The organism is Runella sp., from assembly GCF_965279615.1.
Lineage (GTDB): Bacteria > Bacteroidota > Bacteroidia > Cytophagales > Spirosomataceae > Runella.
The window spans coordinates 6624439-6638510 of record NZ_OZ257252.1 but is presented as its reverse complement, the minus strand read 5'-3'; the positions used below and the strand labels follow the sequence as shown (position 1 = coordinate 6638510).

The window sequence follows — 14072 nt, the reverse complement described above, 5'->3', positions numbered from 1 at the left end:
AGGATGAGGTTATTCCTAAAATTCACGGTGATTTGACTCTTCGTAGAGGCGTTCAGCCGGCAAGTTTCTGAAGTAATCGTACGTAATTTTCAGTCCTTCTTCACGATTTACTTTCGGCTCCCAACCTAACACTTTTCTTGCAAGTGTAATATCCGGTTGACGTTGTTTCGGATCATCTTGCGGAAGTGGTTTGTAAATAACTTTTTGCGAAGTTCCTGTCAACTTAATGATCTCTTCGGCAAATTGACCGATGGTGATCTCGGCAGGGTTACCCACGTTTACCGGCATTGGATGATCACTCAACAGCAAACGATAAATACCTTCCACCAAGTCATCTACGTAGCAAAACGAACGCGTTTGTGAACCGTCGCCAAAAACCGTTAGGTCTTCTCCACGCAAAGCTTGTCCGATGAATGCAGGCAATACCCGTCCATCATTCAGACGCATACGTGGGCCGTAGGTGTTAAAAATCCGTACGATACGCGTTTCGACGCCGTGGTGACGGTGATAGGCCATCGTGATCGCTTCCTGAAAACGTTTCGCTTCGTCGTAGCAACCACGTAACCCAACGGGATTCACATGGCCCCAATATTCTTCGTTTTGGGGGTGAACCAACGGATCGCCGTATACTTCGGAAGTGGATGCTACCAAGATACGGGCGCCTTTGGCTTTGGCAAGTCCCAAACAGTTGTGCGTACCTAATGAACCTACTTTGAGCGTTTGGATCGGGATTTTTAAATAATCAATCGGACTTGCCGGAGAGGCAAAATTGAGGATATAATCCAAGTCACCATCGATCACGATATGTTTTGATACATCGTGATGAATGAATTCAAAATTAGGGTTTGAACGTAAATGCTCAATATTGCGCAAATCGCCCGTTACAAGATTGTCCATCCCGATCACGTAATAACCCTCTTTAATAAAACGGTCAGAAAGGTGTGATCCTAAAAAGCCTGCCGCGCCTGTAATTAAAACTCTTTTCATTTATCAATTAACATTTATCAATTAACATATCATTTTACCAAAACCACATCAGAAGCATTTTAATGGGGTTTATTCTTGTAGTTTTAAGAATTGAAAACAAAATCTTAGCCACTTCATCCGTATCATTATAAATACTTTCAAACGCTTTTTGCTCAATATAGCCGGTATCTTTCAGTAAAGAAAGCCAATACTTTGTTTCTAAACATTCTTTATACGCTATCGACATTTTAGCTGAAAAGTCGGATTTTGAAATTGCTCCGTTCGCCTCAGCAATATTAGCACCAATAGACGTACCGCTTCTTAACAATTGCTTAGAAAGTACAAATTCTTTTTTATCCTCACTTAAAAATTGATATGCTCTTACTATTCTAATTGCAAGTGCATACCCTTTTTCGTACGTTACATTATCTGCTTTGGCTATAGGCGCTTTTTAAAATGATCAATGTTGGATGATAATTGGTAAATGTCAAGCATTTACCGTTTCTCTTCCAATTGAATAATATGTAAAACCAAGTTCTTTCATGTGGTCAAGCTCATATACATTGCGACCGTCAAAAATTACTTTGCTCTTCATTAACAACGCCATTTTTTCAAATTCAGGTGTACGGAATTGAGGCCATTCTGTAAAGATCATCAACGCCTCAGCATCGTCCAATGCGGCATAAGGTGTGTGTGCGTACGTAATTTTGTTGCCTAATACATAATTCCGCACATTTTCCATTCCTTCAGGATCGTACGCAATCACTTTAGCGCCTTCTTCGAGCAGGATACTGATATTTTCCAGCGCCGGAGCTTCACGAATATCATCGGTGTAAGGTTTAAAAGACAACCCCCAAACAGCGATGGTCTTTCCTTTCAAATCGCCGCCAAAATGTTTTCTCACCAATGGGATCATTTTGGTTTTTTGTGCTTCGTTTACTTCCATTACCGACTTCAGTACTTTGAACTCGTAATTATATTCTTCGGAAGTCTTGGCCAACGCCTGAACGTCTTTCGGGAAACAACTTCCGCCATAACCAATTCCTGCAAACAAAAAGCGTTTTCCGATGCGGCTGTCTGTGCCTATCCCTTTACGCACATTGTCCACGTCAGCACCTGCCAATTCACAAAGGTTAGCGATTTCATTCATAAAAGTGATTTTCATCGCCAGGAATGAATTAGCTGCGTATTTTGTCATTTCAGCCGAACGTTCGTCCATAAAAATGACCGGATTCCCCTGACGTACCAATGGTGCGTACAGTTTTTCCATTACTTTCTTTGCTCTGTCTGAACGAGTTCCTACTACCACACGGTCAGGTTTCATAAAATCTTCTACCGCAACTCCTTCTCTCAGGAATTCAGGATTAGAAACTACATCAAATTCTACTTTTGCATTTTTGGCAATGGCTGCGCTCACTTTTTCCGCCGTTCCGACAGGTACAGTACTCTTGTCAACGATGACGGCATATTCTTCCATGATTTGACCCAGATCATCGGCTACTTTCAGGATATATTTCAAATCAGCAGAACCATCTTCACCCGGAGGCGTTGGCAATGCCAGGAAAATCACTTGAGCATCTTTAATTCCTTCGGCAAGGTTGGTCGTAAATTTCAAACGCCCTTCTGCCACGTTGCGATGAAAAAGAACATCCAAGCCGGGTTCGTAGATCGGAATGATTCCGTTGTTTAACTTTTCAACTTTTTTAATGTCAATATCAACACACACGACTTGAATCCCTGTTTCAGAGAAACAGGTTCCTGTTACAAGTCCTACGTACCCGGTTCCTACTACTGCTATTTTCATAACCCTTAGTTATTAGTTTTGACTGTTTTGGAAGTTCTAAATTTATAGAATCTAAAAATTGTATTTTTTTTAGCTTTTAAAATCGCCTCAAAATTAGAAGAATTTTGACAATCCCTCTAAAGCAACCCCATATTTGTATCCTTACAAATGATTTTACGGCAATGACGCTATTTTTCCTCGAAAAAATATTACCTGAAAATTCGTTGTTAAAACAAATTTTTTCTAACTTTTACAATTCACGTAAGAATACTTTTAAACTGTTATTCAATCAATACCAAATTCGGGATTTACCCCCAAAACCGATAGATAACAAGTTGTTGGCACAATCGTTGAGTTAGTATACATTAGAGAAATTGAATCAACAACTAACCTTTTCACTCCTAAGTATTATGACCGCAGAAGTTGTAGAAAACCAAGATTTGATTGCACAATCAGTGCGCGATTTTGCCACACGCCTCATCCTTCCGCACGTACGGGAATGGGACGAAAGCCAGTATTTTCCTGCGGAAGTGTTTCATCAACTCGGTGCATTGGGAGTAATGGGTATCTTAGTGCCCGAAGCCTTTGGCGGCGCAGGATTAGGGTATCGTGAGTATGTAACCGCTATTGTGGAATTGAGCAAAGTAGACCCGTCCATCGGGCTTTCCATGGCAGCTCATAACTCGCTCTGCACCAACCACATTTTGATGTTTGGCAATGAGACTCAAAAACAAAAATATTTACCAAAACTGGCTTCCGGTCAATGGATCGGCGCATGGGGGTTGACTGAACCCAACACCGGTTCTGATGCGGGAAATATGCGAACCGTTGCCGTCAAAGACGGCGAACATTGGGTTTTGAATGGGTCTAAAAATTTTATCACTCACGGCAAAAGCGGCAATGTTGCGGTAGTAATCACGCGTACAGGCGCTCCCGGTGACAAACGAGGTGCCACGGCGTTTATCATTGAAAGAGATACGCCCGGCTTTTCGGCAGGAAAAAAAGAAGATAAACTTGGTATGAGGGCTTCCGAAACGGCTGAATTGATTTTCCAAGATTGTCGCGTCCACGAAAGTCAGGTCTTAGGAGAAGTAGGTGAAGGATTTATTCAATCCTTAAAAATATTGGACGGCGGGCGTATTTCCATCGCAGCGCTGAGTTTAGGAACGGCCATCGGCGCGTATGAAGCGGCGTTGGCGTACTCAAAAGAACGCCATCAGTTTGGTAAAGCGATCTCTCAATTTCAGGCCATCGCGTTTAAGTTAGCCGATATGTTTACAGAAATTGAGGCCGCCAAATTGCTCGTTTATGATGCCGCCGACCGCAAAGATCGCGGCGAAACCGTAACATTACAAAGTGCCGTGGCCAAATATTACGCCTCAGAAGTATCGGTGCGCGTATCCAATGAAGCGGTGCAGATTTTTGGTGGCTATGGTTTTACAAAAGATTTTCCCGTTGAGAAATTTTACCGCGACTGCAAGCTCTGCACCATCGGCGAGGGAACCAGTGAGATTCAGAAGCTGGTGATTTCAAGAGAAATTTTGAAATAAAAACTCGTAGGGGCAGGCCTTGCGTCTGCCCGGTACCGCGTCTAACCGTGTCTATTTGATACTAACGCGTTTGCCCAAATTGACGACAGCTTTAATGTATAACAAAAAGGCGTGGGCACAAAAAAGGGCAGACGTAAAGCCTGCCCCTGCATTTATTTTATTTTTAAAACCTTAATCAGGTTTGCCGTCATCGGCGATGTTTGGCTCGAGTGTATCTACGAGCGCATTTTCATCTTCGTTTACTTTCGCACGGATTTTAGCTTCCAGTTCTTCCGTCAATTCAGGATTATCTTTCAACAATTGTTTTACAGCATCACGGCCTTGCGACAGACGATTGCCATCGTAGCTAAACCATGAACCTGATTTTTTGACAATCTCCAATTCTACGGCCAAGTCAATGATTTCACCAACTTTAGAGATACCTTCTCCGTACATGATGTCAAATTCAATTACTTTGAACGGTGGTGCCAATTTGTTTTTCACCACTTTCACTTTGGTACGGTTACCGGTAATATTATCGGCACTCTCTTTGATCTGACCGATACGACGAATATCCAAACGAACCGAAGCATAGTATTTAAGCGCGTTACCACCCGTGGTTGTTTCGGGACTACCAAACATTACGCCGATCTTATCGCGCAACTGGTTGATAAAAATACAGCAACAGTTGGTACGGTTGATCACCCCGGTCAATTTACGCAATGCCTGCGACATCAAACGGGCTTGTAAGCCCATCTTACTGTCACCCATTTCGCCTTCGATTTCCGCTTTCGGAACAAGGGCAGCTACGGAGTCAATAACGATAATGTCAATGGCACCCGATGAGATCAAATGTTCGGCAATTTCAAGTGCCTGCTCACCGTTATCAGGCTGTGAGATCAATAAATTTTGGGTATCAATACCTAATTTTTGAGCATAAGTACGGTCAAAAGCGTGCTCAGCATCAATAAAAGCTGCCAACCCGCCGGCTTTCTGTGCTTCAGCAATGCTGTGCATGGCAAGGGTGGTTTTTCCTGATGATTCAGGACCATAGATTTCAACGACCCGACCGCGTGGCAATCCGCCAATTCCTAACGCTAAGTCCAACCCAACGGAGCCCGTTGAAATGACTTCCACGTCCATTACTTTTTTGTCACTCAGACGCATCACTGTGCCTTTTCCGTAGGCTTTATCCAGCTTCTCAAGTGTTGTTTGCAGGGCTTTAAACTTCTGTTCTTTGTTGTCTGCCATTGGATTAAATTGTTGCTTTACAGCTGATTATAAATATTAATACTAACGAAATTTTACTACCTTAAGTAGCCACCTTTATAAAGGTAAAATTACGGTTTTTCCGCGACATTCCCAACTCTTTTTTTATACTGCGCCGGGCTTGCTCTTTGTTTATTGGAACAATAAAAATAAGCGTAAAAATCCTGCCCTTTAACAATCTTTCAGACCTCTAATTATACCTTACGTCACAGGCAAACTTGGATAATTTGGGTTATTTAACGTACCTTTGCGCCCGGAAACACAAGCAAGTTCTTTTCCTTGCTGCTTATTTGCACAAATTTCAAGACTGAATGTTAAGTCGAAGACACCTGCGCGTAAAGGTGTTACAATCCCTTTACGCCCTGCAAGCTGCCCGTGAGGCAGACTATCAATTGGCCATTGATTTCATTATGGAATCTTTTAAGCCGGACCTCAATTCCATGACTCCCCAAGATCCCTTGAAGTTGGAAGGAATGCGAAAAATGACCACGCTGTTGCTGGACGAAAATTACCGCAAGGGAGAGATCATTCAAGATGACGATACGCCGGCCACTGCTTTTGTGACGGCCAAAAATGCCCTCAAGTATTATCAGGATCTATTCAAAAAAGATAAGCAGCGCATTGCCCGACAATTAACGCCTGAGGTAGAAGCCATCCAAAATACCTATCTGCTCCTTTTACAGCTTTTCATTGAATTTGGTTCTCTCTCCCGGAGCGAACGTGAACGTCAATATGACGATCCCGACAACAGGCCTCTTTCAAAAATTGCGGGTTTTGATACCAACAGAGTAGTTGTTGCGTTGACCGAAAGCAAAACACTGGAAAACGAATTTATTCGTCGCGGAATTACGTGGGGGCAGCAAACAACGGGGCTTGTTCGTACCCTTTTTAGGGATGTATTCAGAAATGACGACGCCTATCGCGCTTATTGCGAAACTAAAAATCATACGCCCGAAGAAGATCTCCAACTCATTCTGAATGCGCTTAAAGATGTCGTTCTGAAAAACGAGGAAGTTGTAAGCTTTTTTGAACTCAACGACCTGTATTGGAGTGAAAACGGCGACCTTGCCCGTAAAATGGCAAACAAAACGCTGAAATCGACTATCGAAGACAGCGGACTACAACTCGTTCCTTTGACGGATGACTGGGATGAGGACCGCTTTTTTATGGAAGAGTTGTTTGAACAAACTATTGCCCGAAACGACGAAATTGAGCAGATCATTGCCGAGCCACTCAAAAACTGGGACTTGGAACGTTTGGCACCGATGGATTATATCATTCTGAAAATGAGCGTTTCAGAGATGATGAGCTTTCCCGGAATTCCCGTAAAGGTGTCAATAAACGAAGCAATTGAAATCGCTAAAGAATATAGTACGCCAAAAAGTGGTAAATTTGTAAATGGAATCTTAGATACCCTTTCCAAGACGCTTATTAAAGAAGGAAAAATCAGAAAAAGCGGAAGGGGATTGTTGGATAATAAATAAATCCCGGTCAATAGTGTAGCATTTACCGGCAGCACTGAACTGAAAACAATTAACATTTAAAACAACATGAGCAATTCATCAAGAGTATTGATAGCATTTCTGGCAGGAGTAGCTACCGGCGCCGCTGTTGGAGTTTTGTACGCCCCTGAGAAAGGCGAAATTACCCGTGACAAACTTTCGTACCGTCTTTCCAAATACCGTGAACAATTACAAGGTCTTATCGCCGACTTGCTCGAAGGCAAAGACTTGCCCGAAAGCCTGGCAAAAGCAGAAGGCCAAAAAGTAGTGACAGACGCTCGCGAAAAAGCAGAACGTTTATTGGAAGATGTAGACCGCCTGATGGCCCAGATCAAAGGGCAAACCGCTTAATATTCGTTAAAAGAATGAAGTTTAGCGTTAAATTCGCATTCTTTGACGCTAAACTTTTTACCTTCTACTTTAACCCTGTTGCTTAACCATGCGATACGTTTTTTTGACCTTATTAAGTGTTGCCTTGTTTTCCTGCGGAAGTAATCAGGACAAATCTGCAACAAGCAATTTGGATGATAAACTTCCCAAATTTGAGTTTGCCGAAGACATAAAAAACTTTGACTTCGGAACGCTTACCGCAGGCAAAGAGGTGGAGCATAGCTTCAAATTCAAGAATGCAGGCGATTTTCCGCTTATCATCAACAACGTGAGCGCTTCCTGCGGCTGTACCATTCCGCAATGGCCTCGCGAACCCATCGGTCCCGGCGAGCAAGGTGCGATCTTGGTTCATTTCAACAGTAAAGGCAAACAGGGGCAACAATTTAAAACCGTCACTATTTTTGCCAATACCAATCCTGCCACTACTGATATTCAGTTCAAAGCAGACGTAGAAGCCGCCAAAGATTCAACCGCAGCAAGTTCGCTTTAACATTTCTCATACTAACCTTTTATTCACTTATTAATTATAAATCCATGCTGAACAGCATTTTTTTACAGGCCGGCGGCCAATCTTCCATGGTTTACCAGCTCCTGCTTTGGGGAGGTATTATCGGTGTGTTTTACTTTTTCATGATTCGCCCCCAACAAAAAAAGCAAAAGGACCAAAAGAAATTTTTGGAAGAGCTTAAAAAAGGAGATGAAGTAGTAACCATCGGTGGCTTACACGGCACCGTGGTGTCGGTATACGAAACGACCGTTACGCTTGAAGTAGACGGCAGCAAAGGCACAAAAATGAAATTCGAAAAGTCCTCGATTTCGCGTTTGGCAGGTACAAGTGCCGCATAGTAAGAGTATTTTGCTCAAAGCACAAACTGCCAGCACAAACAGATCAATTCAAAGTGGCGCAACTATCTCTTTCTTCCCGCCCTTCTCGTAGCCGCATTATCCTGTTCAGTTTGGTAGCGGCTACGATCATTTGGCTTTTTAATAAGCTTAATAAAGATGGCTATATCCTTCAGATACAGTATCCGATCAATTTAACTTTCAACGATTCTCTGTACATTCCCATTACCCCGCTCCCCAAAAGCGTTACCGCTACGTTGACGGGCAATGGCTGGACATTGCTTCGAAAATCACTTCCCTATACCGTTTCGCCTGTCAACTACCCTATTACCAATCCACTGGCGACTCGCTCACTCAATCCCGCCGCTCTGACGACCATCATGCACGAACAGGTAAAAGATGTGCATATTACCAACGTAATGGTCGACATAAACAGTTTGGATTTTGAAGAACGAATGATCAAAACCACCGTTTTGAAGGTAGACAGTGTAAATCTGAACCTTTTGCCTCGCTTTGTGGTATCAAGCCTCATCAACCTCCGTCCTGCTACTGTTACTTTCAACGGACCTACCTCCTTGGTAAATGATATTGCCGATACTATTTTGGTGCGCGTACCGGCGCAAAAAATACGCGGCAACTACGACGAAGAACTTCCTATTCGTTATCCGCAATCTCCTCTATTGAAAGCCAGTACCGACCGGGTTTTTGTAAGTTTTGAAGTTGCGGAATTGTTTGGCAACATCACCCCAACTCCTCCTGTTGTGGAAGAAAAAAAGCCGCAGACGCAAAAGCCAAAAGCTAAGCCAAGCAGTAAAAAATCTAAAAAGAAAAAATAGTATTTACGATAGCGGATCGTCGGTTCTTAGCTGAAAAATTCAATCCCCAATCGGAAATCATCTCCAATCGGAAATATAAGAATGCTCCAGATCGGTATCACCGGTGGTATTGGCTCAGGCAAGAGCATTGTGTGTCGTATCTTTGCGGCACTGGGCGTTCCTGTGTATTCTGCCGACGACCGTGCCAAATGGTTGCTCAACCACGACCCAAAGCTTAAAAATGCCGTTACAGAGTTATTAGGTCTCGAATCGTATTTGCCCGACGGTACGTACAACCGCCCTTGGGTAGCCGGTCAGGTATTTCAAAATCCTTCGCTTTTACAAAAACTGAACGCCATTGTCCATCCGCGTGTCGGTGAAGATACCGCCGAATGGATGAAGTGTAACGCCGCTGCTCCTTACGTGGTCAAAGAAGCGGCTATTATGGCCAAGGCAGGGCAAAACAACGCGCTTGATAAAGTAATTGTAGTGCATGCTCCTGCCGACCTCCGCGTAGCTCGAGTTTTGCAACGCGATCCCCAACGCTCCGAAAAAGAAGTCCGCGACATCATTGCTCGTCAAATCTCCGACGAAGAACGCCATAAAATTGCAGATCATGTCATTTATAATGACGAGAGTCAATTGCTTATTCCGCAGGTGTGGAAGCTGCATCAATTGTTCATACAGTAATTATTCATCGCTTCATTTTTTTTAATTCCTAATTACTCCGAAAACGTATCCTGTTCGTTATTCAGCCAAGCTGATACCCTTTGCCTGAATATCATTTTCATATACTTCGATGCTTTTAATGGCATTTTCAATCTTGGATATAACTATTTTCAAATTGGTATAATAATTACAGTTATAAAAGATACAATAAAATTCTTCCAATAAATTAATAGAATTGATTATTAAAATTTCTTATTATTAGATAAAAACAGCAACTTAAATGCTATCGCTTAGAATTTTAATTGTTATACAGAATGTCATTAACATCTCAAATTCAACGATATAAGCAACTACATCAGCTTATTATAAAAGGTGCCACGGGGTCTGCCAAACAACTTGCCGACAAATTGGGCATCACCGAACGGCATGTATACAACTATTTAAAAGAGTTGCGCGAGATGAATATCCCTATTGAATATGACCCTATCTGGCAAACCTATTATTATACCCAACCAGTACATTTTGAGTTTTCATACGGCATTACTCCACTCAATGATTCCGACCTCAATACTATCGAAGGCGGGGGCAGCACAAAATATCAAGCCGAAAAAATAATTAGTCCACTGAAATTTTATTTCTGTGATGTCGATTAGGTTTGCAAAGTCATAGAAAGCAACGTTGGCCAACACCGCCCCCAGTGACGTTCAACATATGTTTTACACAAATCTTTTTAAAAAATGAAAACGTTGGATTTGGAAAAGTATGGAGTATCCATAATTAACTACCCGGATACCATTGTTGTAGAAGGAGGTAGCCAAATATCTTATGATTTAGGAAACAGAGTTGGATATGCTACCGGTATTATTGTAGGAACTATACTCTTTGGAGGGACAGCAATTGCATATGAATTGACCAAGGGCAAGTTATTAGATTTAATAAAATAATTGACAGCCGCCTATCAATACCAAAGAAAGTAATCATATTGATAAAATTAAAAATACCAAAGCAATGGAAAGTCTAAAAGAGTTTCAAGAATTAAATAAAGAAGAGCTTCTTTCAATAGAAGGAGGAACGAGCCCGGGTTTTGCACAAATTTACCAGCAAATTAAATCTGAAGTATCAGACTTCTCTTCAGGTTTTAGCAATGGATTATCAGAAGGGCTCAATACAGCCCGTAATGCCGTTAATAAGGCTTTTGGCTTAAATTTTTAATGAAAAAACAATTCTTATTTTTAAAGTATTTTATTCAAAATCCATATAATTTTAATAACGTAACTGCTCCTGAAAAGAGCGTAATTACGTTATTAAAATTATGTACCTCATGTTTTATATTTGCACTAATCTATGGCTTTTCACTGGCACTGCTAAGCGGTTTATCTATCGTCTTCTTTAACTACAAGTTATATGAAATTTTTAAAAGCGAATCTATTGTTTCATTTAAACATTCCGCCTCAAAGAGTTATTATATCATTAATATTATATTGCTCTCTCCGGTATATGAAGAACTGGCTTTTCGGCTATGTTTATTAGTTACTAAATCAACTGTGGCCATTTCTTTTGCATTAGTTTTTTTATACTATTCCGGTCCAATTTGGGCAATTGAAAAGTTCGGAATAAGCATATTTTTAAGGTTACTTATAGCCGTTTTATTAGCAATCATCATCTTGTCAAATGATAGTATTTATACTTATTTAAAAACAAAAAAAGAGCACATTTTTTATATATCGCTTTTTTTATTTTCCTATACACATTTTTTCAACTTTAAACCTCTTACAGGAGAAAAATTACTTTTTTCTCCTGTACTAGCCCTGCCCTATTTTGTATATGGTGCAATATTTTCATATATAAGAATATACTATGGGATAACATATTCAATCTTTATTCATATTTTATTAAACATGGCATCAATAATTATTTTTGGGTAAAACAGACGGAGACAATGAGAGTATATTGGCTTTAGTTTATCTTTTACAAATCACGTAAAATGCAAGCAGTTATTTTTGATTTTATAGTAAATCCCGGCAAATTGAGTAATTATTGCAAATTAGTGCCTCAAAAATCTCTTTTAAACAAGCTATATACTACTTTTAAAATCTATCTATACTGTACTGCATTTATGTTGTTTGGTGTTCTTATGAGATTTATTGTAGACAATTATCTAATAAAATATTGGGGCGTCTCTATTCAAGATGACTTCAAACATAACCATAAAGCTATTTGGCATGATTATAGTAAAATTCATATTACTATTCTTTCAGTTCTCATTGCTCCGGTCTGGGAAGAGTTTGTTTTTCGACTCCCTTTAATTGTCAATCGGCTTAATTTTTCTATATGGATATTCATTAGTTTAATATATTTTTCCGGAACCATTGGTGATTTTAATTTTTCTTCTGCAGAAGAAAATACCAGAGCAGGAATGGCTTTAATAATATCAATTTTATTTTGGAGATTTACGCCTGATGCTTATTTGAGAAGAATCAAAAACCAATATTATAATATTTTAATTTATTTTTCTATTATTTCTTTTTCATTAATTCATATTTCAAATTATGCTCCTATAAGATGGAATGTTTTGCTTTTTTACCCCGTGTATGTGTTACCTCAACTATTTTATGCTATTGGGCTTAGTTATTTAAGAGTAAAGTATAGTTCTATGCTGTGGCCTATTTTACTTCATATGATAATTAATGGCGTTCCTGCTATTTTACGCAGTTTATGATTTGTTTGTTTTAGCAAATAAATATATAAATTATACTACTTTATCATGACGAAAATACATTACAACCGAAAAGAGAGTTTACAGTTACTATTCGGAATATTCATTGGTCATTTGCTCTATAAAACAATGGATTTACTAATTGATTATTTTACAAAGTAAAATCCTATTTTGGTTGACTACCGGATGCAAGAGCCGTTTGTCTTGTGTTGCCTCTTCCTTAATTTTTATATGTCACAATTCCTCCCCGATACCTTCCTGAACAATACCACACAGCTATACTTACCTCAGGTACAGGCAAGGTATAGGAATGGCGCTATCTCAGAATATCAAACCGAAAAAATAATTAGTCCACTGAAATTTTATTTCTGTGATGTCGATTAGGTTTGCAAAGTCATAGAAAGCAACGTTGGCCAACACCGCCCCAATGGCAGTCAATAAATGTATTACAAAAACCTTTTAAAAGAATGAAAACGTTGGATTTGGAAAAGTATGGAGTGAGTGAACTTCACAAAGTAGAAATTGGTCAAGTTGTAGGAGGGGTAGGTCTTGGAACAAATGTCGGTAGAGCTGCATGGTGGCTAGCAACTACAGTAGTAGCTTTTGCAGTTGATCAATACGATGATATAAAGAAAGGTTGGAATGCGGCCGCCGATGGCAAACCTTATAATTATCCGGATAAATAAAGACAAAACTTCAAAGTAGCATGAAACATTTTGAAATTAAAGAACTTACTGTTCTCACTCAGGAAGAGCAACTTATGATTCAAGGCGGTGGTGAACCTGGTTTTTTTGTAGGCTATTATGCTGAAAAAGCATGGGAAGCAATAAAAGACGGCTGGAGTGCATTACAGAAATGGAGAGAAAGTAATCAGGAAAAATATGGGCCTTGGATTGGCTAGTACATTTTGATTCTGATGTATAAACTGCTTTTCTAAGTGAGAATTAAAAAACTATCATAATTTTATTACACTATAAAGTTCATAATATAGGTTATGAATTTTATAGTGTAATTTAAATTGTGTAAATATTTATAATATAGTCAAGAGATAGTAGCTCACCAATGGGATTTAAAGTATCCAATACATATATTTATGAGAATTGCAATATTTATCAATTTTTTATTATTTAAATCAAGCAAGCTTATTTTTATCTTTACTATTTTTGCAACTCAAATGACTATTTCTTATTTATTTCTCTTTATTGCAGAAATAATAGGGCAGGAAAACGCATTTAATGGTGCTGATTTCTCTAAATTAAATACAACGGAGATATTTGTAATAACAGTTATAATTGCTCCTATAATTGAAACTTTAGTATTCCAGTATGGGGCGATAAAAATATCAAGAAAAATTGTCAAAAATATTCATTTTCAAGCATTTATATCTGCCAGTCTTTTTGCAATAAGTCATTGTTACAATTTTTTATATGCAATGAATATACTAGCAGCCGGATTAGTATTCGGATATGCATTTATTATATCTGAGCAAAGAAAATATTATCCTTTTTGGATTATTTTTTTTATTCACTCACTATATAACTTTCATGTCTTTTTAATCAGAACTTTTCTCTAAAATGTATCTAGCCAAAT

The 14072-nt window shown here is 39.5% G+C and carries 19 protein-coding genes; 15 read left to right on the top strand and 4 right to left on the bottom strand.

What is annotated here, in order from left to right; genetic code table 11:
* Positions 1-15: 15 nt before the first annotated feature.
* From ACQY73_RS27820 to ACQY73_RS27810, 3 genes are read right to left on the bottom strand one after another with little or no spacing between them, the layout of a single operon-like run.
* The gene (locus tag ACQY73_RS27820; RefSeq protein ID WP_428657445.1) at positions 16-987 is read right to left on the bottom strand and encodes a UDP-glucuronic acid decarboxylase family protein; all 972 of its coding nucleotides are present in this window, start codon (positions 985-987) and stop codon (positions 16-18) included.
* Between the two features lie 34 nt (positions 988-1021).
* Positions 1022-1408 carry a four helix bundle protein gene (locus ACQY73_RS27815; RefSeq protein ID WP_428668548.1) on the bottom strand — a complete coding sequence of 129 codons (387 nt, stop codon included), beginning with the start codon at positions 1406-1408 and terminating at the stop codon, positions 1022-1024.
* A gap of 45 nt (positions 1409-1453) precedes the next feature.
* On the bottom strand, positions 1454-2770 hold the full coding sequence (locus tag ACQY73_RS27810; RefSeq protein ID WP_428657444.1) for a UDP-glucose dehydrogenase family protein: 1317 nt from the start codon (positions 2768-2770) through the stop codon (positions 1454-1456).
* 389 nt (positions 2771-3159) lie between these two features.
* On the opposite strand from ACQY73_RS27810, the gene ACQY73_RS27805 reads away from it, so the two are divergent.
* Positions 3160-4299, top strand: coding sequence for an acyl-CoA dehydrogenase family protein (locus ACQY73_RS27805; RefSeq protein WP_428657443.1), 1140 nt, complete (start codon positions 3160-3162; stop codon positions 4297-4299).
* A 171-nt stretch (positions 4300-4470) separates the two neighbouring features.
* Here ACQY73_RS27805 and recA read toward each other — a convergent pair whose 3' ends face one another.
* Complete coding sequence (gene recA, locus ACQY73_RS27800) at positions 4471-5529, bottom strand: recombinase RecA (RefSeq protein WP_428657442.1); 1059 nt, start codon at positions 5527-5529, stop codon at positions 4471-4473.
* Between the two features lie 329 nt (positions 5530-5858).
* On the opposite strand from recA, the gene nusB reads away from it, so the two are divergent.
* The 14 genes from nusB (at position 5859) to ACQY73_RS27730 (ending at position 14055) form a co-directional block, all read left to right on the top strand.
* Complete coding sequence (nusB, locus tag ACQY73_RS27795; RefSeq protein WP_428657441.1) at positions 5859-7031, top strand: transcription antitermination factor NusB; 1173 nt, start codon at positions 5859-5861, stop codon at positions 7029-7031.
* Between the two features lie 66 nt (positions 7032-7097).
* Positions 7098-7400: a YtxH domain-containing protein gene (locus ACQY73_RS27790; RefSeq protein ID WP_428657440.1), complete on the top strand. Its 303-nt coding sequence runs from the start codon at positions 7098-7100 to the stop codon at positions 7398-7400.
* Between the two features lie 88 nt (positions 7401-7488).
* Positions 7489-7929, top strand: coding sequence for a DUF1573 domain-containing protein (locus tag ACQY73_RS27785; RefSeq protein WP_428657439.1), 441 nt, complete (start codon positions 7489-7491; stop codon positions 7927-7929).
* Between the two features lie 44 nt (positions 7930-7973).
* The gene (gene yajC / locus ACQY73_RS27780) at positions 7974-8285 is read left to right on the top strand and encodes a preprotein translocase subunit YajC (protein WP_428657438.1); all 312 of its coding nucleotides are present in this window, start codon (positions 7974-7976) and stop codon (positions 8283-8285) included.
* 53 nt (positions 8286-8338) lie between these two features.
* Positions 8339-9118, top strand: a complete 780-nt coding sequence (locus ACQY73_RS27775) for a hypothetical protein (protein ID WP_428657437.1) — start codon at positions 8339-8341, stop codon at positions 9116-9118.
* Positions 9119-9199: 81 nt separating this feature from the next.
* Positions 9200-9787, top strand: a complete 588-nt coding sequence (gene coaE, locus ACQY73_RS27770; protein ID WP_428657436.1) for a dephospho-CoA kinase — start codon at positions 9200-9202, stop codon at positions 9785-9787.
* Positions 9788-10080: 293 nt separating this feature from the next.
* A complete protein-coding gene (locus ACQY73_RS27765) occupies positions 10081-10419 on the top strand; it encodes an HTH domain-containing protein (RefSeq protein WP_428657435.1) in 339 nt (112 codons plus the stop codon).
* 84 nt (positions 10420-10503) lie between these two features.
* Positions 10504-10710 (top strand): hypothetical protein, encoded by a 207-nt coding sequence (locus ACQY73_RS27760; RefSeq protein ID WP_428657434.1) that lies wholly within the window; start codon positions 10504-10506, stop codon positions 10708-10710.
* Positions 10711-10774: 64 nt separating this feature from the next.
* Positions 10775-10978, top strand: a complete 204-nt coding sequence (locus ACQY73_RS27755) for a hypothetical protein (protein ID WP_428657433.1) — start codon at positions 10775-10777, stop codon at positions 10976-10978.
* Entirely contained in the window at positions 10978-11691 is a 714-nt protein-coding gene (locus tag ACQY73_RS27750) for a CPBP family glutamic-type intramembrane protease (protein WP_428657432.1), read from the top strand. Before ACQY73_RS27755 ends, ACQY73_RS27750 begins: the two co-directional genes overlap by 1 nt.
* Positions 11692-11750: 59 nt before the next feature.
* On the top strand, positions 11751-12485 hold the full coding sequence (locus ACQY73_RS27745) for a CPBP family glutamic-type intramembrane protease (protein WP_428657431.1): 735 nt from the start codon (positions 11751-11753) through the stop codon (positions 12483-12485).
* 464 nt (positions 12486-12949) lie between these two features.
* Positions 12950-13168: a hypothetical protein gene (locus tag ACQY73_RS27740; protein WP_428657430.1), complete on the top strand. Its 219-nt coding sequence runs from the start codon at positions 12950-12952 to the stop codon at positions 13166-13168.
* Positions 13169-13188: 20 nt separating this feature from the next.
* Positions 13189-13383 (top strand): hypothetical protein, encoded by a 195-nt coding sequence (locus ACQY73_RS27735; protein ID WP_428657429.1) that lies wholly within the window; start codon positions 13189-13191, stop codon positions 13381-13383.
* 192 nt (positions 13384-13575) lie between these two features.
* A complete protein-coding gene (locus tag ACQY73_RS27730; protein WP_428657428.1) occupies positions 13576-14055 on the top strand; it encodes a CPBP family glutamic-type intramembrane protease in 480 nt (159 codons plus the stop codon).
* The last annotated feature ends 17 nt before the right edge of the window (positions 14056-14072 follow it).

Excerpts from the sequence above, each read along its gene's own strand:
- ACQY73_RS27820 (WP_428657445.1), bottom strand. The coding sequence starts at position 987 with ATGAAAAGAGTTTTAATTACAGGCGCGGCAGGCTTTTTAGGATCACAC.
- ACQY73_RS27810 (WP_428657444.1), bottom strand. The coding sequence starts at position 2,770 with ATGAAAATAGCAGTAGTAGGAACCGGGTACGTAGGACTTGTAACAGGA.
- ACQY73_RS27805 (WP_428657443.1), top strand. The coding sequence starts at position 3,160 with ATGACCGCAGAAGTTGTAGAAAACCAAGATTTGATTGCACAATCAGTG.
- recA (WP_428657442.1), bottom strand. The coding sequence starts at position 5,529 with ATGGCAGACAACAAAGAACAGAAGTTTAAAGCCCTGCAAACAACACTT.
- nusB (WP_428657441.1), top strand. The coding sequence starts at position 5,859 with ATGTTAAGTCGAAGACACCTGCGCGTAAAGGTGTTACAATCCCTTTAC.
- ACQY73_RS27790 (WP_428657440.1), top strand. The coding sequence starts at position 7,098 with ATGAGCAATTCATCAAGAGTATTGATAGCATTTCTGGCAGGAGTAGCT.
- ACQY73_RS27785 (WP_428657439.1), top strand. The coding sequence starts at position 7,489 with ATGCGATACGTTTTTTTGACCTTATTAAGTGTTGCCTTGTTTTCCTGC.
- yajC (WP_428657438.1), top strand. The coding sequence starts at position 7,974 with ATGCTGAACAGCATTTTTTTACAGGCCGGCGGCCAATCTTCCATGGTT.
- coaE (WP_428657436.1), top strand. The coding sequence starts at position 9,200 with ATGCTCCAGATCGGTATCACCGGTGGTATTGGCTCAGGCAAGAGCATT.
- ACQY73_RS27765 (WP_428657435.1), top strand. The coding sequence starts at position 10,081 with ATGTCATTAACATCTCAAATTCAACGATATAAGCAACTACATCAGCTT.
- ACQY73_RS27760 (WP_428657434.1), top strand. The coding sequence starts at position 10,504 with ATGAAAACGTTGGATTTGGAAAAGTATGGAGTATCCATAATTAACTAC.
- ACQY73_RS27755 (WP_428657433.1), top strand. The coding sequence starts at position 10,775 with ATGGAAAGTCTAAAAGAGTTTCAAGAATTAAATAAAGAAGAGCTTCTT.
- ACQY73_RS27750 (WP_428657432.1), top strand. The coding sequence starts at position 10,978 with ATGAAAAAACAATTCTTATTTTTAAAGTATTTTATTCAAAATCCATAT.
- ACQY73_RS27745 (WP_428657431.1), top strand. The coding sequence starts at position 11,751 with ATGCAAGCAGTTATTTTTGATTTTATAGTAAATCCCGGCAAATTGAGT.
- ACQY73_RS27740 (WP_428657430.1), top strand. The coding sequence starts at position 12,950 with ATGAAAACGTTGGATTTGGAAAAGTATGGAGTGAGTGAACTTCACAAA.
- ACQY73_RS27735 (WP_428657429.1), top strand. The coding sequence starts at position 13,189 with ATGAAACATTTTGAAATTAAAGAACTTACTGTTCTCACTCAGGAAGAG.
- ACQY73_RS27730 (WP_428657428.1), top strand. The coding sequence starts at position 13,576 with ATGAGAATTGCAATATTTATCAATTTTTTATTATTTAAATCAAGCAAG.